General features: G+C 63.3%; 17 protein-coding genes. 10 read left to right on the plus strand and 7 right to left on the minus strand.

Translation table 11 applies throughout. The features are described 5' to 3' along the window. Positions 1–65 precede the first annotated feature (65 nt). The 5 genes from YUU_RS0101620 (at position 66) to YUU_RS0101640 (ending at position 7,910) form a co-directional block, all read left to right on the plus strand. Positions 66–4,880: an NAD-glutamate dehydrogenase gene (locus YUU_RS0101620; protein ID WP_027520777.1), complete on the plus strand. Its 4,815-nt coding sequence runs from the start codon at positions 66–68 to the stop codon at positions 4,878–4,880. A gap of 24 nt (positions 4,881–4,904) precedes the next feature. After that, the gene (locus YUU_RS0101625) at positions 4,905–5,246 is read left to right on the plus strand and encodes a hypothetical protein (RefSeq protein ID WP_027520778.1); all 342 of its coding nucleotides are present in this window, start codon (positions 4,905–4,907) and stop codon (positions 5,244–5,246) included. A gap of 153 nt (positions 5,247–5,399) precedes the next feature. Continuing rightward, the gene (locus YUU_RS0101630; RefSeq protein WP_035660925.1) at positions 5,400–6,383 is read left to right on the plus strand and encodes an alpha/beta hydrolase; all 984 of its coding nucleotides are present in this window, start codon (positions 5,400–5,402) and stop codon (positions 6,381–6,383) included. Between the two features lie 145 nt (positions 6,384–6,528). Then, positions 6,529–7,092: a hypothetical protein gene (locus tag YUU_RS0101635; RefSeq protein WP_245287924.1), complete on the plus strand. Its 564-nt coding sequence runs from the start codon at positions 6,529–6,531 to the stop codon at positions 7,090–7,092. Further along, complete coding sequence (locus YUU_RS0101640) at positions 7,089–7,910, plus strand: TIGR04222 domain-containing membrane protein (RefSeq protein WP_027520781.1); 822 nt, start codon at positions 7,089–7,091, stop codon at positions 7,908–7,910. The genes YUU_RS0101635 and YUU_RS0101640 overlap by 4 nt, the downstream gene beginning before the upstream one ends. 14 nt (positions 7,911–7,924) lie before the next feature. On the opposite strand, the gene YUU_RS0101645 is transcribed toward YUU_RS0101640, so the two are convergent. Beyond that, a complete protein-coding gene (locus YUU_RS0101645; RefSeq protein WP_027520782.1) occupies positions 7,925–9,139 on the minus strand; it encodes a DUF3047 domain-containing protein in 1,215 nt (404 codons plus the stop codon). A gap of 135 nt (positions 9,140–9,274) precedes the next feature. Between YUU_RS0101645 and YUU_RS49880 the strand changes: the two genes are divergently transcribed. Continuing rightward, positions 9,275–10,339 (plus strand): AraC family transcriptional regulator, encoded by a 1,065-nt coding sequence (locus YUU_RS49880; protein ID WP_051389575.1) that lies wholly within the window; start codon positions 9,275–9,277, stop codon positions 10,337–10,339. Positions 10,340–10,462: 123 nt separating this feature from the next. Further along, positions 10,463–11,224 carry a pentapeptide repeat-containing protein gene (locus tag YUU_RS0101655; protein WP_051389576.1) on the plus strand — a complete coding sequence of 254 codons (762 nt, stop codon included), beginning with the start codon at positions 10,463–10,465 and terminating at the stop codon, positions 11,222–11,224. Between the two features lie 144 nt (positions 11,225–11,368). Here the strand turns inward: YUU_RS0101655 and YUU_RS0101660 are convergent, their stop codons facing one another. The 6 genes from YUU_RS0101660 to YUU_RS0101685 are packed head-to-tail and all read right to left on the minus strand — an operon-like array spanning position 11,369 to position 16,777. Next, on the minus strand, positions 11,369–12,397 hold the full coding sequence (locus YUU_RS0101660) for an MBL fold metallo-hydrolase (protein WP_245287925.1): 1,029 nt from the start codon (positions 12,395–12,397) through the stop codon (positions 11,369–11,371). 46 nt (positions 12,398–12,443) lie between these two features. Next, positions 12,444–12,836, minus strand: a complete 393-nt coding sequence (locus YUU_RS0101665) for a RidA family protein (protein ID WP_027520785.1) — start codon at positions 12,834–12,836, stop codon at positions 12,444–12,446. A 43-nt stretch (positions 12,837–12,879) separates the two neighbouring features. After that, positions 12,880–14,193, minus strand: coding sequence for an MFS transporter (locus YUU_RS49885; RefSeq protein ID WP_051389577.1), 1,314 nt, complete (start codon positions 14,191–14,193; stop codon positions 12,880–12,882). A gap of 44 nt (positions 14,194–14,237) precedes the next feature. Then, positions 14,238–15,026, minus strand: a complete 789-nt coding sequence (locus YUU_RS0101675; RefSeq protein WP_027520786.1) for an SDR family oxidoreductase — start codon at positions 15,024–15,026, stop codon at positions 14,238–14,240. Next, positions 15,023–16,015, minus strand: coding sequence for a D-2-hydroxyacid dehydrogenase family protein (locus tag YUU_RS0101680; protein WP_198031679.1), 993 nt, complete (start codon positions 16,013–16,015; stop codon positions 15,023–15,025). The genes YUU_RS0101675 and YUU_RS0101680 overlap by 4 nt, the downstream gene beginning before the upstream one ends. A gap of 15 nt (positions 16,016–16,030) precedes the next feature. Continuing rightward, positions 16,031–16,777: an RraA family protein gene (locus tag YUU_RS0101685; protein ID WP_027520788.1), complete on the minus strand. Its 747-nt coding sequence runs from the start codon at positions 16,775–16,777 to the stop codon at positions 16,031–16,033. A 125-nt stretch (positions 16,778–16,902) separates the two neighbouring features. Here YUU_RS0101685 and YUU_RS0101690 point away from each other — a divergent pair, with 125 nt between their 5' ends. From YUU_RS0101690 to mctP, 3 genes are all read left to right on the plus strand, one after another. Further along, positions 16,903–17,829, plus strand: coding sequence for a LysR family transcriptional regulator (locus tag YUU_RS0101690; protein WP_027520789.1), 927 nt, complete (start codon positions 16,903–16,905; stop codon positions 17,827–17,829). Between the two features lie 277 nt (positions 17,830–18,106). Continuing rightward, the gene (locus tag YUU_RS0101695) at positions 18,107–18,358 is read left to right on the plus strand and encodes a DUF3311 domain-containing protein (protein ID WP_084801315.1); all 252 of its coding nucleotides are present in this window, start codon (positions 18,107–18,109) and stop codon (positions 18,356–18,358) included. Positions 18,359–18,423: 65 nt separating this feature from the next. Further along, on the plus strand, positions 18,424–19,977 hold the full coding sequence (mctP, locus tag YUU_RS49890) for a monocarboxylate uptake permease MctP (RefSeq protein ID WP_035660722.1): 1,554 nt from the start codon (positions 18,424–18,426) through the stop codon (positions 19,975–19,977). The last annotated feature ends 324 nt before the right edge of the window (positions 19,978–20,301 follow it).

The raw sequence follows: 20,301 nt of genomic DNA on the forward strand, positions 1-20,301 counted from the left end.
ACGCCGGCTCGACCTTGGTACGTCAATGGCTCCGTGCCCGGACGGCACGGGCAAGGGAGGACATGATGGCGTGGCGCGACGACAAGGCCCGGGCAACCCTCATCCGCGACGCGGCAGGAAGCGTCCAGCCGGGCAAGAGCCCCCGGGCCTTTGCCGAGCTTCTGTTCGGCTACACCAATCTCGAGGACCTCGCCAACCACGATTCCTCCTCGCTGGCTCTCCTCGCAGAGCAAGCCTGGGAGCATGTGCAGCGACGCACGGCAGGCAGTGCCGACATCCGCGTCGTCAATCCGACGATGCCCGACGGGCGCGAGATTTCCGTGCTCGAAATTCTCAACGACAACATGCCCTTCCTGTTCGACTCCACCATGGCGGAGCTCACCGAACAGGGCATCGAGGTCACCCTCGTCGCCCACCCGATCATCGCGGTGGAGCGCGATGACCAGGGCAAGCTGCTGCGTTTCTACGGCGAGGCGTTGCCGGAAGGGGCTAGCGGCGCGCGGGAGAGCATGATCCACCTCCACATCACCCGGCTGGATGCCGAGGCCGACCAGCAGAAGCTGATCGTCGGCCTGACCAAGACGCTGAACGACGTGCGCGCCTGCGTCACCGACTGGCGAGCCATGCGGGACCGGGTCGAGCAGGCGATCAAGACGTTCACGTCCAACCCGCCGCCGCTCCCGATCGACGAGGTTGCCGAGGCCAACCAGTTCCTGCAATGGCTGTGCGCCGACAATTTCACCTTTCTGGGCGTGCGCGAATATCGCTTCTCGCCCGACAGCGATGCGTCGGACAACATCACGACCGGCGAAGGCCTCGGCATCCTGCGCGACCCCAATGCGAAGGTTCTGCGCCGCGGCAACGAAATGGTGGTGATGACATCGGAGATTCGCGAATTCATGCGCGAGCCCACCCTGCTCATCGTCATCAAGGCCAATGTCAACAGCCGTGTCCATCGCCGCATCCGGATGGACTATGTCGGCATCAAGCTCTACACGCCCGACGGCCGGCTCGAGGGCGAATTGCGCGTCGTCGGCCTGTTCACCTCGGGCGCCTATACCCGCTCGGTCCGGCAGATCCCCTATGTCCGCCACAAGGTGTCACGGGTGCTCCAGCGCGCCGGCTTCGACCCGAGCGGCCATTCGGGCAAGGCGTTCATGCATATTCTCGAAGAGTATCCGCGTGACGAGCTGTTCCAGATCGACGTCGACACGCTCTACGATTTCGTCATGGAGATCCTGATCCTCTACGAGCGCCCCCGCGTCCGGGCGCTCGCGCGGGTCGACAAGTTCGATCGCTTCGTCTCGATCCTCGTCTTCATTCCGCGCGACAAATACGACACCGACGTGCGTACGCGCGTCGCCAACTTCCTGGCGCAGGCCTTCCGTGGGACGCTGTCGGCCTCGTACGTGTCCTTCCCCGAAGGCGCATTGGCGCGCGTCCACTACATCATCGGGCGCTATGAAGGTAAGACTCCCGCCGTCGAACGCGCCACGCTGGAAGCCGGCATCAGCGCCATTGCCGCAACATGGGCCGACAAGCTGAAGGCCGCACTGACTGCGTCGACCGATGGCATGCGGGCGCGCATGCTGGCCAATCGCTATGCCCAGGCCTTTAGCGGCGGCTATACCGAGGTTTTCACGGCGGAACAGGCGGTCGCCGACATCGCGACCGTCGAAAAGCTGACGACAGCCCGCCCGGTGACGATTTCGGTTCACCGCTTCGAGAGCAACGACGATCCCAGACGCTTCGGTCTGAAGGTCTTCTCGGACGCAGCGCCGCTGTCGCTGTCCTATCGCGTGCCGGTGATCGAAAATCACGGCCTGCGCGTGGTCAACGAACGCACCTATCAGATCGTGCCCGGTAACAGGCCTGAGCCGGTCTGGCTGCACGACATGACGATCGAGACCAGCGACGGCAAGCCGATCGAGATCAGCCCGGAATTGAGCCATCGCCTGGAAGCATCGATCATGGCAGTTGTCACCGATCGCGCTGAATCCGACGGATACAATGCCCTGATCCTGCGCACGGCCCTGGGCTGGCGGGAAGTCTCGAGCATCCGGGCGCTGTCCCGCTATTTGCACCAGATCCGCGCTCCGTTCAGCCAGGACTATATGTGGGAGACCTTGCGCAAGAACGCCGCGATCACCGCCAAGCTCGTCGCGCTGTTCCAGGCCCGCCTCGATCCGCGCCTCGCCCTTACCGAGGCCGAGCGGCTGGCGCGCGAGACGGCCCTCCTTGCCGAGATCGAGGAGCAGCTCAAATCCGTCGCCTCGCTCGATGAAGACCGCATCCTGCGCCGTTTCACCAATCTGGTGCAGTCGACCATCCGGACCAATCTGTGGCAGGTCGGCCAGGATGGACATCCGCGCCCGGTGATCTCCTTCAAGTTTGACGCCCGCGGGATCGAGGACCTGCCTGCGCCGCGACCGCTGTACGAGATTTTCGTCCATTCACCCCGTGTCGAAGGCATTCACCTGCGCTTCGGCAAGGTTGCGCGCGGCGGCCTGCGCTGGTCCGACCGGCCGCAGGATTTCCGCACCGAGATCCTGGGCCTCGTGAAGGCGCAACAGGTCAAGAACGCGGTGATCGTACCGGTCGGCGCCAAAGGCGGCTTCGTGCCCAAGCGCCTGCCGTCCCCTTCCAATCGCGACCACTTCATGGCGGAAGGTACCGAGGCCTATCGCATCTTCGTTCGCTCGCTGCTCGAACTCACCGACAATCTCGACGGCGACGACATCGTGCCGCCCGACTCCACGGTGCGGCATGACGGCGACGATCCGTACCTCGTCGTCGCTGCCGACAAGGGCACCGCCACCTTCTCCGACGTCGCCAACGCGATCTCGGCCGAGAAGAACCATTGGCTCGGCGACGCGTTCGCCTCCGGCGGCAGCCAGGGCTACGACCACAAGAAGATGGGGATCACGGCGCGCGGCGCCTGGGAGGCGGTCAAGCGCCACTTCCGCGAGCTCGGCACCGACATACAGACCATGCCGTTCACCGTTGCCGGCGTCGGCGACATGTCCGGCGATGTCTTCGGCAATGGCATGCTGCTCTCGCCGGCGACGAAGCTCGTCGCGGCTTTCGATCACCGGGACATCTTCATCGACCCCTCGCCCGATCCGGCGACCAGTTTGGCCGAGCGCCGGCGCCTGTTCGACCTGCCGCGATCGAGCTGGCAGGACTACGACAAGTCGCTGATCTCGCAAGGCGGCGGCGTGTTCTCGCGCTCGCTCAAGGCCATCCCGCTCGCACCGGAGGTGCGCGCCCTGCTCGATCTCGACAAGCCGCAGGCGACGCCCTTCGAAGTGATGACGGCGATCCTGAAAGCGCGTACGGACCTGCTGTGGTTTGGCGGCATCGGCACCTATATCCGCGCGTCCGCGGAGAGCGACGATCAGGCCGGCGACCGCGCCAACGATCCCATCCGCATCACCGGCACTGAGGTCCGCGCCAGGGTGATCGGCGAAGGCGCCAATCTCGGCGTCACCCAGCGCGGCCGCATCGAAGCGGCGCAGAAGGGCGTCAAGCTCAACACCGACGCCATCGACAATTCGGCCGGCGTGAACACCTCCGACGTCGAGGTCAACATCAAGATCGCGCTGGCCCGCCCCGAGCGCGAGGGGCGACTTACCCCCGCCGACCGCAACAGCCTGCTCGCTGCGATGACAGACGAGGTCGGCGCGCTGGTGCTGCGCAACAACTATCTGCAGACGCTGGCGCTCTCTCTCGCCGAACGCAAGGGCGTGGCCGAGACCGGTTTCCTCACCCGCCTGATGCAATCGCTCGAGCAGCGTGGTCTGCTCAGTCGCGCCGTGGAGTTCCTGCCGGATGACGCCGCGATCACCGATCGCACCAGGCGCGGGCAGTCCCTGACGCGGCCCGAACTTGCCGTGCTACTCGCCTACGCCAAGCTGACGCTCTACGATGACCTGCTCGTCACCAGCGTGCCTGACGATCCCTATCTTGCCCGCGAACTGTCCCAGTATTTCCCGAGCGAGGTCCAGGACAAATTCCCGACAGCGGTCGAATTCCATCGCCTGCGACGGGAGATCATCGCGACCAGTCTCGCCAATGCCGTCATCAACCGCGGCGGCCCAGCGTGTCTCGTGCGCCTGATCGACGAGACCGATGCCGACATCCCCACCATCGTCATGGCCTATGTGGCGGTGGATGAATCCTACGGGCTCAAATGGCTGAATGACGGGATCGATAGACTCGACGCCTGCATCGACGGGCAATTGCAGCTGTCGCTCTATGCGGCGATCCAGGACCTTCTGCTGTCCCGCATGGTCTGGTACGTGCGCAATGTCGATTTCAAGGACGGCCTCGAGGCAGTGATCGCGCGCTTCGGCCCGGGTATCCGCGAGGTCACAGCCTCCCTCGACAACTCCTTGCCACCGGACTTGCAGGCCGTGCGCAGCAAGCGCCGGCAGGAGCTCACCGAGGCCGGTGTTCCGGCCGGCCTTGCCGGCGAGCTCGCCGATCTCGAAGCGCTGATCGCTGCACCCGATATCGTGACGGTCGCCGAGCGCACCTCCCGCACCATCGGCGATGCCGCTGCGACCTTCTTCGCCGCGGAAGCCAATTTCCGTCTCGACCGCATCATCGCCGCGGCCCGCAGCGTGCCGGCCAACGACTATTTCGAACGCCTCGCCATCGATCGCGCCGTCGACCAGATCGCAGCCGCCGAAAGACGACTGGCTGCGGATATGCTTGCAACCGGCCGGTCCGGCCAGCAAGCCGTCGAGACCTGGCTCGCGGCTCACCCCGAGGCAACGCGGATTCGCCGCTCGGTCGAGGACATCGCTGCCAGCGGCCTGACGCTCGCCAAGCTGACGGTGGCGGCGAACCTGCTGGGGGATCTGGTCAAGGGCTGACGCGCGCCCGCAACGGAGGCACCAATGATCCACGCGACTTGCCATACCGCAGACAACGTCGTCTGCCTCGAGTTCGATGCGACACCGTGGTTCAACGAGGCCGACGCTCCGAGCATTATCGATCTGGCCAAACGAGAATGGACGAGCGCAGCAATCGCGGAGTCGCTCGAGCGCAGGCAAGGATATGAACGCCTGCATAACCTCATGGAGTACGCGGCGAAGCGACTTCAAGAGGAGTCCCTGGAGGACCCGACCTGGGAAACCTTCGAGTGCGTCGTCGACGGGCCGGAGGCCCTGGCCTGGCTCGAGAAGAACCGGCCTGAAATTGTGGCGAGAATTCCGAGCCAGGGTCGGCGTGAGCGCTAACGCTTATCGGCCTTGACTGAAAGGGAACCGGGCTCGCCCTCTTCTCGCCGCCATCATCATTCACGGAGCTAGCAGGGCGGGGCAAACGGTGGGCAATGTTCCCGAAGGTTCCGTGTGATCGTCCGACATCTTCTTCTGCAACATGAAACTCAGCTGTCACGACGCGCGCTCGTGCGCGGGCTCGCGTCCTTCAGCGCCCTCGCGCTCGGCGGATGCTCAGGCTTGGGTGCGACCGGCGCGCGCTACGATGCATCGTCCCTCTCGGTTGACCCCACATTGCTCGTCACCACCACGCGCAAGCCCGTGAACGGCGGTCGCACGAAACCCTGGTTCGGGCCGGAGCGCGCCACCACGATGACGGTGGCACGGGCCAAGCTGGTGGCGCCGGACGACAGCCGTCTTTCCCTCGCCTCCGTCGGAATTGGCGATTGGCGCCTTGACCGGGTCGAGCCGGCGTCGGCCGAAATTGGCGATCTCCTCGCGCAGACCGGCGGAGGAGGCGACGTATTGATCTACGTGCACGGCTTCAAGCAGACATTCGAGACGGCGGCGCTCGATGCCGCCCATCTCTCCGATGGGATCAAGTTCCGCGGCCGGACCATGGTGTTCTCCTGGCCTTCCAAGGCAGGACTGTTCGACTATGCCTATGACCGCGACAGCGCGATGTGGTCCCGCGACGATTTCGAACGCGTGCTCTCGTCCATCGTGTCAGCGCCAGGTAGCGGCCGCGTGCACATCGTTGCGCACAGCATGGGAACCATGCTGACGCTCGAAAGCCTGCGTCAGCTCTATGCGCGATACGGCGACACCGTTACGGGCAGGATCGGCGCTGTGGTGTTCGCCGCGCCTGATATCGACATGGACGTGTTCTCGTCGGCGATCCACCGCATCGGTCCGCTTGCCGGCAAGATCACCGTGATCGCCGCGACGAACGATCGCGCACTTGCGCTGTCGGGGCGACTCGCCGGCGGAATGACACGGGTCGGCGCCGCCGAGAAGGCTGCCATCGAGCGGCTTGGCGTTCGCGTGATCGACGCCTCCGACGCCGGTTGGGGTATCATCAACCACGATCTGTTTCTGTCGAACGCCGACGTGCAACGGGTGATCCGCCGCTCGATCGACGGCACGGCCGCGTAAGAGAGCGCCCGCTCCCCGCCTGCCCGCCTTCGCGTATTGCCCGCTGCTGGACCGCGTGTGTCGTGGTCGGCCGGTTGCTTGACCGTCATCCCGGCCACGCGATCCCATGCTATCATGATGCGTGGACGATCATCGGGAGCCTCGGTTGCAGCGCCAGCAGTTCAAGATCGACATCCAGTCCGACGAGCCGGTCTGGACGCCGGCGCGACAGGAGCTGTGGCGACGCATCGAACAGCATGATTTCGAGCCCGACACGCCGCTGAACTTCACCCGGCGCCTCGCGCGCGACCACGGCTGGAGCATTGACGAGGCCCGCGCGGCCGTCGATGCCTATCGCCGCTTCTGCTTTCTCGCCATCGTCTCGCCGACACCGGTCACGCCGAGCGAGATCGTCGACGAGGTCTGGCACCAGCATCTGATCTACTCACGCGACTATTGGTCGATCTGGTGCGGCGAAAGATTGCAGGCGCCTCTGCACCATGATCCTACTCCCGGCGGGCCCGAGGCCCAGGCGACCTATCGCCGGCAATACGCCGAGACGCTTGCGCTGCATGAGCGCGTGTTCGGACCGCCGAGCGCGGAGCTGTGGCCGGCGACACATCTGCGCTTCGGACGCCAACGCTATCATGTGACGGACCGCAACCGCTGGCTTATCATGCCCAGACCCATCGCATGGATTCGCAGCCGATTGATGAGGACCAACCGATGACGTGGAATCCGCTGGACTGGACCGCCGGTCCTTTCCTGACTCTCTATCTGACCAGCGCAGCCATCATCTTCATGCTGGGTTACCATTTCAGGTCGACGATCGGTCCCGCCGCAAACGCGACGCGCGAATTGAACGCGCTGGAATTGGCCTATCTCGCCGGCGGTGCACGGCGCCTCGGCGATGTGATCCTGCTCAGCCTGACGTCGGGGGATGGTGCCACCATCGCGCCCAACGGCCGCAATATCACCGTCACCGACCAGACGCCGCTGACGACCATCATGCGCAAGCCGGCATCGCTCGCAGTCCAGCCGAACATGTCGCGCCAGCAATTCCAGACCGCGGTCAAGCCGATCGTCCAGCAGATCCAGGGGCGCCTGCAACAGCTCGGCTACGCTCCGACCGACGATCAGATGATGTCCTTCCATATGACGGTCCTCCCTTTCGTCGCGCTCCTGCTGGGTCTCGGAGCCATCAAGGCCTCCGTCGGCGCAGAGCGGCACCACCCGGTTGGAATCCTGATTGTCCTTCTCATCGTCACGGTGATCGGCGGCATCATGCTGGCGCAGCGCCCCATAAGGACAAGAGCTGGCAACGAGGCGCTCGCAAGCTATCAGGCCTCCAACGCGCGGGCCTCGCGCGCCCCGCGCGATCACGAGCTGCTTCTTGCCGTGGCGCTCTCCGGCGCCGTCGTCCTGTCGGGGACTCCCCACGCCCCGGTCTATGCCGCCTCGCAGACGATGAGCAGCAGTGGTGGCGACGGCGGTGGCGGGTGCGGCGGCGGCGGTGGAGGTGGCGGCGGATGCGGCGGGTGCAGTTGAGGGGGCGGCTCGCACTAAACCTTGTGCACAACGTTGTCGCCGGTGGTGACCATGATGTCGGCGTAGCGGCAAGCGCCGCGCCGGCGCTGAAAGGGCGCGACTGCCAGCAACCAGATTTTCGAGATGGCTTTCGCCGATCCGCCGATATGGGCCGAGTAGTCTGCTGCGATGTCGCGTTCCTGCCCTTGCCAGGTCCCGAGATCTGCCTTCCCGGAACGGACGATCATATGCGTCTCGATCGCCTTCCAAGCGGGCAACGGGCACCGGAAAACCTTGCCTTCGGGCAAGTGCTCGCTCCAGATGTATGTCAGATCCTGCCCGTCTTCGAACATCACGCCGATCGAAAGATAGTCGTGGGTCGCAGCCTGGTCCTCCGGGGCGACGGATGGCAATCGATCGATCTTCCAGCGCCATGCGAGGCGCGGACGTGAGGCCAACGGAAGCGCCAGCTGCCTCTCGATGATACTGACGTGGCCCGTGGTGTCGCAGATGATCTCGCCGTCCGCGCCTTGGCTGAAGATTTCCTGTCCACCCCCAAAACCGAGCAGGTTCGACCAGCCCGCTGGCAGCTTGCCCCCACGCTCAAGACGCGCCAACTCGGAATTAAGCAGACCGCCCACATCGCCATGTGCCAGGAGGCTCTTGACGCCCACACCGGCATCCCCGCGCCACAGCAGGGCGATACCGGTAATGTTGACGTCCGCCTTCTTGTAGATGTCTTCCGGCGTACCCAGTACCCCGTCCTCGTTGGCCCATTCCGCTGCCGAACGCGCGACCTCGATCCGTCCATCGTGGGAGGCCGTCATGGTCCCCGTATCCAGCATCGGATTGTAGATCGGTCGGAGGGCGCGCGTGCGCGCGTGGAAGATCAGGCCGGGCCCGAACCAAAGATCGTGTTCGCGCGACAGCCACATTTTGCCGCTCAGGAGGAACGTCACCTGTTGGCCCCGCCCCGCGTCGAGACCAAGATCGGTCCATGGGAGATCAGTGCCGTTGATCTCAAAAGCCTTGTAGGAAACCAGTTCCGGTGAGCTCGCCTTCGCAATGATATCCTTGATCCCGCTCACCAGATCCGCTGGAGCCGGACCGCCCTGCTCTGCCGCTTGCGCCGTCCGCGACGCGGAGCCGGCAAACGGCAGGACCAGGCCGAGCGCCGATGCACGCAACATGACATCACGTCGGGAAATTTTCCCAGCTGGAGACGATAAGCCTAGGCAAGCAAAGCACATACATTCCTCCCTGGCCTCACTCGACGCGGGAGTTTGGCCGTGTTCATCGATGGGGATTCGAATGCTATATTTTCGCTCCGAATTCAGCCTGCCATGATGTGCCGACGTGGCAGCCAATTTGGCGCGTGAGGGCAGATGCACCAGACAGGTTACACACGCGCGAGCACGCTTGGTCCGATTGCCAAGGTCGTGACGGCAGCCGGGGGATCGATCGAGCGGGTCTTTCGCCGTGCCGATCTTCCCCTCGCCCTGCTGGAATCGCCGGACACGCTGTTGCCGCTGCGCGATCATTTCCGGCTGTTGATGGTGACTTCGCGGGAATTGCACGACGAAGTCTTTGCGGCCCGGCTTGGTCGACAGACGTCGATGGCTGGCCTCGGCGTTTTCGGCAGATGGGTCACTCAGGCCCCGACCTTGCTCGAGGCGATGCACCGCGCCGGGACGAGCCTGCCGCACATGCTGCAGACCGCCACGCAGCTGGTCGTCCGCCGACACGGCAGCGAAATTCACTGGTCGTATGAATTGACCGACCCTGCGCGCGACGGGCGCCAGCAGAACGAGATGCTCGCGATCTGGTACATGATCGCTGTCGTCAGGCATTTTGCCGGCGCATGGTGGCTGCCGAGCCGGATCATCTTTGAGGGTCTCCCGCCCCGGCTGCGATGTCCGATCGGCGAGTTGATGTGTACCGACACGGCGATTGGCAACACTGCCAGCGCGATCGTGTTCGACCGGCGGCTGCTGACGGCCGTCAACCCAAATCTCGGACGGGACGATGGGCTGACCGCGACCGAACTCGGACGCATTTTCGACCTGCCGGATCCAGAAGACCTGCCGGGCCGTCTTTCCGTACTGATCGAATTGGAGCTGCTCGATCGGCGTCCTACCCTTTCACGCATCGGAATCCGGTCGGGACTCGCGAGACGAACACTGCAGCGCAGGCTCAGCGAAGTCGGACTGAGCTATAGCGACCTGTTGCGAAACGCGCTGCAGCGACGGGCGGTGAAACTGCTGTGTCAGACGGACCGATCGATCAGTGAAATTGGATCAATGCTCGGCTATGACGACCCCGCCCACTTCAGCCGGGCCTTCGAGCGCTGGAGCGGCGTTCCTCCCACCCGTTGGCGGCGCCTACAGGAATCGCGATTGCGACCGGACGCAAAACGTGTCGCCGGGATGATCTCGGGCCAAACGGAATAGTGCAAACGATCGGGTTGGACACTCGGTACCGTCCAGCACACAAAACTCCCCGAGCAAAGGCAGCGCGCGTGCGATGCGTTTCGGTTAAGATACCTCCTCCTGACGCATCCAGAGCCATTTCGCATGAACATCGACGCGCTCGCCCGAGAGATCAGCGCCGGCAAGCCTGTCCGGTCGCTCCAGATGTCCGACGATCACTGGCCCGAGATGGATTGCACCGGCATCTCATTTGCCGACTCGGTGTTCGAGCGGGTTCAGTTCTCCAATGCCGTCTTTGAGGACGCGCGCTTTGCCAATTGCAGGTTCGTGTCGTGTCGCTTCTCGCACGGACAGCTTTCGGGCGCCCGTTTCGAGAGCTGCAGCTTTGCCGATGAGGATGGCAACCGCTGCAGCTTTGCCTTTAGCGATCTGCAACGGGCCGCGTTCAGCGCGTGCGATTTGTCGCTGGCTTCGTTCGATCGAACCGAGCTTTTCGCAATCGAGATGCACGATTGCAATCTGACGGGGGCGAGGTTCACGAAGGTCGACTTCAGTCGTGCCCTGAGCCGCAAGCAGATCGAGACGCGGGCGCACTTTCATGCCTGCAAGATGGACCTGGTCGAGCTCTCCGAGGTGAAATTGCCGGGTTGCAGCCTTTCCGGCAACCGGCTTCGTGAAGCCGATTTGTCCGGCGCCGACCTGACCGATGCCGACCTGACGGACTGTGACCTGTTCCAGGCCATCCTCGATGGTGCAAAGCTCGCCGGCGCCGACCTCACCGGAGCTGAAGTGAGTGGATTGAACCTAACGACGCTTGCCGACTTCGCTGGCCTGAAGATCAGCGACGATCAGATGTTTCGGCTGCTCGACGCCATGGGGGTATCGGTACGCACGCGGGAGCTATGACCGGCCTCCGACGTCGCAAGCGCGCGCCACCGAGTTCGTCATGCCGGCCAAGAGCCGATGGATCACGCCTGGGAGGCCGAGAACACGCCGCCGGTCTTTTCGCCGGCACAGATGGCGTGATGACTCCTGTGGAACGACGCAGCCTCAACCGCCGACCTTACCCTGCGAGTAATTCAAGGGCACGTATGCGTACGCCTTCTCGCCGTTGCGTCGGACATGGCCCAGTCCAGGAAAAGATATGTGCGCGCCCCCGACCAAATGGCCATTCTCCGCGGCATCTGCAAAGGCGAGCTCGTGGACGTGTTGGGCCTCTCCCGCGTCCACATCGTAACCGATCGTGACGGACGGGTCCTCGAATTGCACCGCGGCGACGTGCACCACATCGCCCCACAGAACGAGCTTTTCGCCCCTGCCCTCGACCACGTACATGGTGTGACCGGGCGTATGCCCATACGCTGCTTGCGCACGCACGCCGGCGATGAGGTCGGTATCGCCATCGAATACGACGAGCCTGCCGGCCTGCATGTAGGGGGTGATCGAAACCATGGCGGCCTGAAAGAAGCGCTTCGCCTCCGTTGGGGCGGCGCGCATATTTGCCTCGCTGAGCCAGAAATCGGCGTCACGCCTGTCGACGCGCACGATCGCGTTAGGAAAGGCGCGTTTCCCCCCGGCCATGAGCCCGCCGACATGATCAGCATGCAGATGCGTGAGATAGATCTCGTCGACCTGCTCCGGTTGATAACCCGCGGCGCGAAGATTGCTTAAGAGACGACCGGTCGAGGGTCCCAACAACGAGCCGGCGCCTGCGTCGATCAGCACCAGCTTGCGACCGGTATTCACCAGAAACGAATTATGGGAGGTCTCGACAAGGGCGCCGAGATAGTTGCGTTTCAGTGCTTCCTCGAGCCGAGCAGGGTCGCCCTTCAGCAGTTTCGTAGCAGGGAGCATGTTGGTGCCGTCGGACAACACCACCACCTCGAAGTCACCGAGCGTCAATCGATAGAACGCAGGCGCGTCGCCCTTCGCCATGGGCGCATCTGCAAGCACCGCTGTCGGCGCTCCCGCCCCCAGGCAGCAAAGGCAGCCGGCGGCCAGGAAGGAACGGCGGCTGAGATCGATGGCGCTGCTGGTGGCGGAGCGTTTCGAACGATCAAACAAGCGATCGAGCATCATGCGGGACAACCCTGTGGACGTTGGAGTCCTCATTAGAAAGAAACGATTATTGCCGTTCCTCGATCACGGCCATGAAGTCACATAGCACCAAGGCAGGTCCCTCCACCTGCAGGGGCTGGGCATGCCGGGCCGGACGGGACTGAGGGTCAGGAAACATGCGCAACCACTCCGCGTTCAGCGGCTCGCGGTTATTTCGATCCCGTATGAACACATTTACTTTGATGATGTCGTCCGTCGTTCCGCCAGCCGCTTCAATCACGGACTTCACGTTCCCAAACATGTTTGCGCATTGGGCGGCCAGGTCATCCGGGATGACATGAGTGGCCGGGTCGACCGGTTGAATGGCGCCCGAGACGACGATGTTGGCGATACGGCAGGCATTCGGCACCGGAAATTTATGCGCGATCTCGGAAACGGTAACGCTCTTGCGGCCAGGCATGGCGGGACTCCTCATCATCTTCACGTGGCAGTTTCGCGCGTCATCACGGGGTTGCGGGACCTGGCTGGGTCGTGACGACGGCGAGATTTTTTCCGGCGTCGGGCCTGATCTCGTCTTCCACGCCGGACTTAAGGCTGATGCCCTTCGTTTCGGGCAGCAGTAGCGTGGCGACCAGGGCGATGCCGTAGCCGATCAACGCCACGAGCCCGATCGCCTCAGCCAGCGTGATCCACTGGGCCAGGATTCCAATGCAGGAAACCGCAGCCGCGCCGACCGCCTTGCCGAAATTGTAGGCGAAGCTTTGGCCGTTGGCCCGGATCGCTGTCGGAAACAGCTCCGTGAAGAACGGTCCCAGCACGGCATAGTTGCCGATCGTGAAGAAACCGAATGGCACTCCGAGCAGGATCAGCGTCCCGCCGGAGAGCGGCAGGAACATGTAGGCGACGGTCACGACCCAGGAGCAGACCAGGAACAGCTGAAACGTCCGGCGGCGACCAAGCTGATCCGACAGATAGGCACTCACCAGAAAGCCGAAGAAGGCTCCACCAGTCACGAAGAACACGTAGTACCCCGAGGCGCTTGGTGACAAATGGCGAATGGTCTTCATGAAAGTGGGCAGCCAGTTCACGATGGCTCCGCCGACACCGATCACGCCGAAGGCCAGAAGCGACGACAGAATGGTGGTCGGAAGAATGGCGGGCCGGAAGATGGCCGCCAGGCCGGGGAGTTGGTCCCTCTCCGCGAGAGCGGCGCGCGTATTTGTGTACACCTCCGGCTCTGTGAGGCCGCGACGCAGATAGAGAACAAGCAGCCCGGGCAAGACGCCGATCATCAGCAGAACGCGCCAGCCATAATCGTGCGGAAGGAGCGCGAAAACGACACCCGCCAGAATGGCGGCCATGCTCCAGCCGATGCCGAAACCGCTTTGGACGCAACCCACGGCTTTGCCGCGATGTGCCGGGCGGATGATCTCACCCATCAGAACCGCGCCCGCGGCCCATTCACCGCCGAACCCCAGTCCTTGCAGCACGCGCACGACGATGAGTTGATCGAAATCCCGGGTGAACCCGGCGATGAAGGTGAACAGCGAAAACCAGAGGATCGTGAACTGCATCACCCGGACTCGGCCGAACCGATCGGCCAAATATCCGCAGGCCCAACCACCGATCGCTGCGGAAAGAAGAGTTGCCGTTGCGAGGTAGCCTGCCTGCGCCGTGCTCATCCCCCAGGCCGCGATCAGGACAGGGAGCGCGAAACTGAAGAGCTGCGCGTCCATGGCGTCGACCGCCCAGCCCGCGAAACAACTCCAAAACGTACTACGCTCACGGTCAGTCAATTCCCGATACCAACCGAACATCTGATCCGTCCCTGGATTTGTTTTTTGTTGTTTGTTTGCGCTTGTTAGACGACGAGAGGCGTCAGACCTCCGTCCATCGTCACGGAGGCGCCGGTCACGTACGACGCCCGTGCGCTTGCGAGGTACAGCACAGCATCGGCCACCTCCTCCGGGTTGGCATATCGGCCGAGCGGAATGCGCTGCTGATTTTGTCGGAGCAGTTCCTCTGGCGGCTTGCCGGTCAGGCGGGACTCAGCCTCGAGCGACATCTGCACACGATCGGTGAGCGTGGCTCCGGGGTTGACCACGTTGATGCGGACGCCGGCATGTCCCCAGGCCGCCGCCAGTCCGGCAGAGGCGAGCATGAGCGCGGCGTTTGCGGCTCCGCCCGGCAGGTGGATCGGAGACGCGATCTTGCCGCCGGTGCCGACGATGTTGACGATCGCACCGGCCCGGCGAGCGACCATCCGGGGCAAGGCGAAGTCGATCGCGTTCATGTAGGAGAAGAATTTCGCGTCCATGGCAATCCGCCACTTGTCCGTCGTCAGCTCGCTCGGGGGAACGCGCTTGGCGCCTCCGGCCGAGTTGACGAGAACAGCGAGGGGGCCAACCTGCTCCTCAACCGCTACGACCACCTTTTCCGCATCCGATGGATTGGACAGATCGCCCGCGAAGCAGGCGACGCTAATGTCGTGCTCGCCAAGCGCGGCTCGGGCCTTGTCCAGATTGGCCTCGTTGCGCGACGCAATTGCCACGCGGGCCCCTTCTCGTCCGAAGGCCTGGGCGCAGGCAAGACCGATGCCTTTGCTGCCGCCGGTGATCAGGACGACCTTTCCGTCCAGTTCGAGATTCATTGGCACGATTCCTGTTTGAGCGAGGCCGGATTGCGAACGTTGATTGGCGTGCCGCGCGCGAATGCCACGATCTGGTCGAAGGCGTTGCCGTAGCCGAACTCGTAATTGTCACGCTCCACATAGCCGAGATGTGGCGTGCACAGGGCATTTGGCAGCCGAAGGAGCGGATCGTCGGGATTCGTGAGCGGCTCGCGCTCGAAGACGTCCACCGCCGCCTTGCCCGGCCGCCCCTGCTTTAGAGCTGTCACCAGAGCGCCGGGCTTAATCAGTTCTGCCCGGCTGGTATTCACAAGCAGCGCGGTTGGCTTCATCCGGGCGAGGTCGTCCGGGCCGATCATTCCCGCGGTGTCCGCGCTCAAGCGCAGATGCAAACTCAAGATATCTGACTGTTCGAACAGCTCCTTCGCGTTCGCTGCCACATGGTAGCCTGCGGCCGCCGCCCGCTCGAGCGATCCCTGCCGCCCCCACACCAGCAGCTTCATTCCGAATGCGACACCGATTTCCGCCACAAGAGCGCCAAGCTTGCCGAAGCCGTAGACGCCGAGCGTCCGGCCATGCAGTCCCAACCCGATCGTCGACTGCCATCGTCCCGAGCGCAAGGAGCAGCTTTCGAAGGGGATGTTGCGCATCGCAGCCAAGATGAGGCCCCAGGTCAACTCGACCGTGCAATGAGAGAGGCGCCCGCCCAAGGCCGAGCAGACGACCACATCGTGCCGTGTGCAGGCGTCGAGATCGATGTGGGGCACGTGCCCGTTCTGGCTGATCAGCTTGAGCTTCGGCAGGCGGCTGAGCAGCGCCGCGTCCACCTTGGTGCGCTCCCGCATCAGCACGAGCGCATCGGTCTCGGCCAGCCGCCCGGCCAAGGCGTCGAGATCCCCGACATGGTCGTTCCAGATCGTCACCTCGTGCCCCCGCAGTTTCTTGAAGCAGTCGAGGCTTCGCACCACGTCCTGATAGTCGTCGATGACGGCAACGCGCAGCCGCTGCATGGGATGGCTCCGCGCTCAAGCGTTGGTCGGGAGATCTGCGACCGAAACGCCGGCATCGATGGCTTCGCATTTCCGACTTTCGAACGATGCCTTCTGGAGTGCGCGCACCAGCACCTCCGGTGCACGGTCGCGCGGGATGAAGCACACGCCGGTCTCATCAGCGACCACGATATCGCCCGGCGAAACGCGAACGCCGGCCACCTGAATGTCTCCGTTGATCTCGACGGTCTCGATGCGCCACTTGCCGGTCACCGGCGTGATCTCGGTGGCCCAGATCGGATAGCCGACACGCCTGGAGTGACCGACGTCGCGGACGCCGCCGTGCACGATGGCACCGGCCTCGCCCTGCCGCTTACCGGTTTGCGCCGAAATACCGCCCATGTTGGAAATGCCGGCGACGCCATCGATCACCACCACGTCGCCGGGAAGCGCGAGGTTGTGCGCCTCGAATTCCGCCATGCGATTGACGTGATCGCGCGCGGTTTCATAGACGTGCTCGCGCTGAAGAATGTTGCGCACCGTCAGCGCCGGGCCGACGATGGCTGAGCCCGCGATAGTGGGCTTCAGCAACGACGCCCCGATCGCCCCGGTGATGCCCATCTCATCCATGATGTCCGAAATCACGCTGGTGGCATCTCCGATCGACTTGAAGCCTTCAACCAGCCCGCGAGGGGGGCGAGGGGCGCGCGCGAGGCGTATCCGGTCGGGAGCGATTTTCCCCGTGAGTTTCGGCAGGCGGTCCTCGGTGACGGCGGGATTCATGCGATAGGGCTTCCTCAGGTGCTCTTGCGAGACCCATGCTTGGCGGCCTCGGTTTATAAGTTGCGCAAATCATTTCCCCAGTCCAATTTAGATTTTGATGGACCATCATCATCTGGGTGAATAACGTGCGTTTCGACCTAAACCTGGCCGCCGTACTGGAAGCCATCATGTTGGAGCGCAACGTGACGCGTGCCGCGGCCAGCCTCGGCATGAGCCAGCCGGCGGTCAGCAACGCGCTACGACGCGCGCGTGCCCTTGCCGGGGATCGGTTGTTCCTGAAGGCGGCCGCCGGGGTGCAACCCACGGCACGAATGCTGGCAATCTGGCCAGAGCTTCATCGCTCGCTCGGGATGATCCGCTCGTCGATCACGCCGCAGCATTTCGACCCTCGTACAGAGACGACGACCTTCCGATTTGCAGTCACTGACAGCCTGGCCGTGGAAGCGGTCTCCGCCGTAACGTTGAGGTTGAGAGCTGCCGCGCCGCTGGCACGGATCGCGTTTTCCTTTCACACCAATGCAAATTCCCTGGCGGGGATTGAGCGTGGGACGTTGGACTGTGCGGTCGGCATGTTCCCGGCCCTCCCCAGGCACATGCACGTCCAAGGCGTGCGCACGGATCAATATATTTGCGTGATGCGCCGGGAACATGAATTGGCCCACCGGCTGACCCTGAAACGGTTTGTCGCGGCCGATCATGTTTTGGTCACGCCATCCGGCACCGACCTGGGCGTGGTCGATGGATGGCTCAGCTTGCAAGGCCACACACGATCGATTGCGGCGGTGGTCAACCACTTCGCTGATGCTTTGCGAATTGTCGCGGAAAGCGACTTGCTGACCTGCGTGCCGCAAAGTTACGTCGACGGCTATGGCCGGTCCCTCATCGCGAAGCACGAGCTCGCAGCCTTCGCGTTACCGTTCGAAACCGAGCGAATTCTTCACAAAATGATCTGGCACGAGCGTCTTCACGCGCATCCTGCGCACCAGTGGTTTCGCGCGTTGGTCGCCGACGCCTGTAGTCTCCCTGCTGGCAGTGAAACTCCTACGCCTTAGTTCGGAATGCTGACGGTCACCGATAGGATGGACCGCGATGGACGAGCGGAGCAATCGCGAGGATTGCCGCCTCAACTCGTCGCGGCGCGCTGAAAGCGCGCCATAGCCGAAACGGGACAGGAACTCGGGAACAGGTGATGCGTTACGACGACGGCGCGGATGAGAAGGCCGCGTGGAGGTGACAAGCCCCAACTTTTGCTGCCGGGATAATCGAGTTAGCTCCGCTACCGTCCGCATCATTGACCGGCATTGGCGCACCTCGGTGAAGGAGGCCTCCATGTCAAACGGCGTCGGTTCGAAACACAGCATCCAGGAAGCAGCCGGCGGCCGGCAGGACGAAAAACGCGCCGGATGGAGCTGGTGGTACCTGCTCCTCCTCATTCAATTCGTCGCCGTTCTCTGGCCGCCGTTCTACAACATGGCCGAGCCCGAGCTCATCGGCATCCCATTCTTCTACTGGTACCAGCTTCTCTGGGTCATCATTGGAGCCATCCTGACTGCAATGGTCTATTTCGCGACGGAGGAATAGCCCGCTCGCGGGTGCAATCACGCAAGGGGAAACGATAACGAGGAGGGCCAATCGGGAGGAGTGCCGTGCAGGACGTCAACTGGACTGCCTTGATCATCTTCCTGGTGCTGTTTGCGCTGATCACGTGGCTCGGCTTTGCAGCCGCGCATTGGCGCAAGGGCGACCTCGATCAGTTGCATGAATGGGGGCTTGGCGGACGTCGCTTCGGCACAATCGTCACCTGGTTCTTGATAGGCGGCGACCTCTACACGGCCTACACCTTCATTGCGGTTCCGGCGCTGGCTTTCGGGGCCGGCGCGGTCGCTTTCTTTGCTGTCCCGTATACGATCATCGCTTACCCCATCCTCTTCCTGGTTTTTCCGCGGCTTTGGTACGTCTGCCACCGGCACAACTACATCACGGCTGCCGACTTCGTCCGCGGGCGCTTCGGCAATCGCTGGCTCGCGCTGGCGATGGCGGTCACCGGCATCGTCGCGACATTGCCCTATATTGCGCTCCAGCTTGTCGGGCTTCAGGTCGTGATCGGTGGGATGGGCGTTTCCGGCGAGGGCTATAGTGGCGACCTGCCGCTGCTGTTCGCGTTCATCATCCTCGCAGCCTTCACCTATTCGAGCGGACTGCGGGCCCCCGCGTCAATCGCCATCGTCAAGGACATCCTGATCTACATCACGGCGTTCGCTACCATCGTCGCCGTTCCCATACAGCTTGGCGGTTTTGAGAAGATCTTCGCAGCCGTACCGGATTCGAAACTCCTGCTGGCTACGCCCGGCGCCAACACGACCGGCGCGTACGGCGCCTACGCGACGCTGGCGCTCGGATCGGCGCTGGCGCTCTTCCTTTACCCCCATTCGATCACGGGTATCCTGAGCGCCAGCAGCGGACGCGCCGTCAGGCGCAACGCGGCACTTCTGCCTGCCTATTCATTCATGCTTGGCCTGCTTGCGCTCGTCGGCTTCTTCGCGATTGCCGCAGACGTCGGCACGCTTCCCGAATATGCGACCGGCTTCAAACAGTTCGGCAACAATTTTGCGGTGCCGGCCCTGTTCCTCCACAGCTTCCCGTCATGGTTCGTCGGCATCGCCTTTGCCGCCATCGGCATCGGAGCGCTCGTGCCCGCCGCGATCATGTCGATCGCTGCCGCCAATCTCTACACGCGCAACATTCACCGCGAATTTATCAACGGCGCGCCCACCGACAAGCAGGAAGCGCAGATGGCAAAGTGGGTGTCGCTCATCGTCAAGTTCGGCGCGCTGGCCTTCATCGTGTTCGTGCCATCGAAATTTGCGATCTACCTGCAGCTCCTCGGCGGAATCTGGATCATCCAGACGCTGCCTGCCGTGATGCTCGGCGTCTACACGCGATGGTTCAACGATTGGGCGCTACTCATCGGATGGGCCGCGGGAATTGTTGCGGGAACCGCGATGTTCGTCGCCGCGAACCTTACCCCGACCTATGCTCTTGCGGTAGGCGAGTTCACCTTTCCCGGCTATTCGGCGCTGTATGCCGTGGTCCTCAACCTCATTCTGACACTCGTCCTCACGCCGCTGTTCAATCTCGTCAGCCGCACTTCGGCCGATGAGACTCTCGCGACCGAATATCGGGCGCCGTTGCGAACCTGAGAAAGCATCGCAAGACGGAAAAGCGCAGTGTCGCAGTCCGGTTGCGACCGGCGGAAAACGCCATTGAGAGTACGGTGCCCGTCAGGCTTCCCGGACCTCTCGCCGAATATCACCGGCTCTATCCCAACTTTGTCTTGGCAATTAATTCTTGGCGCAACTAATTCCTGGCGTTCCGCGTCTTGCTCGCTCCCCTGAGCGGGGTCACAGGTGATGGAGCCGGATTGTCCCAGCCTGCCATTTGCAGACAGGTGAGCAGATCGACATAGCTTTGTATTCCCCCTTGCGAAGCCTCGCCTTCGCAACTTTCGCGCATCGGAGCAGGAA

The sequence above is a fragment of the Bradyrhizobium sp. Ec3.3 genome (assembly GCF_000472925.1).
GTDB lineage: Bacteria > Pseudomonadota > Alphaproteobacteria > Rhizobiales > Xanthobacteraceae > Bradyrhizobium.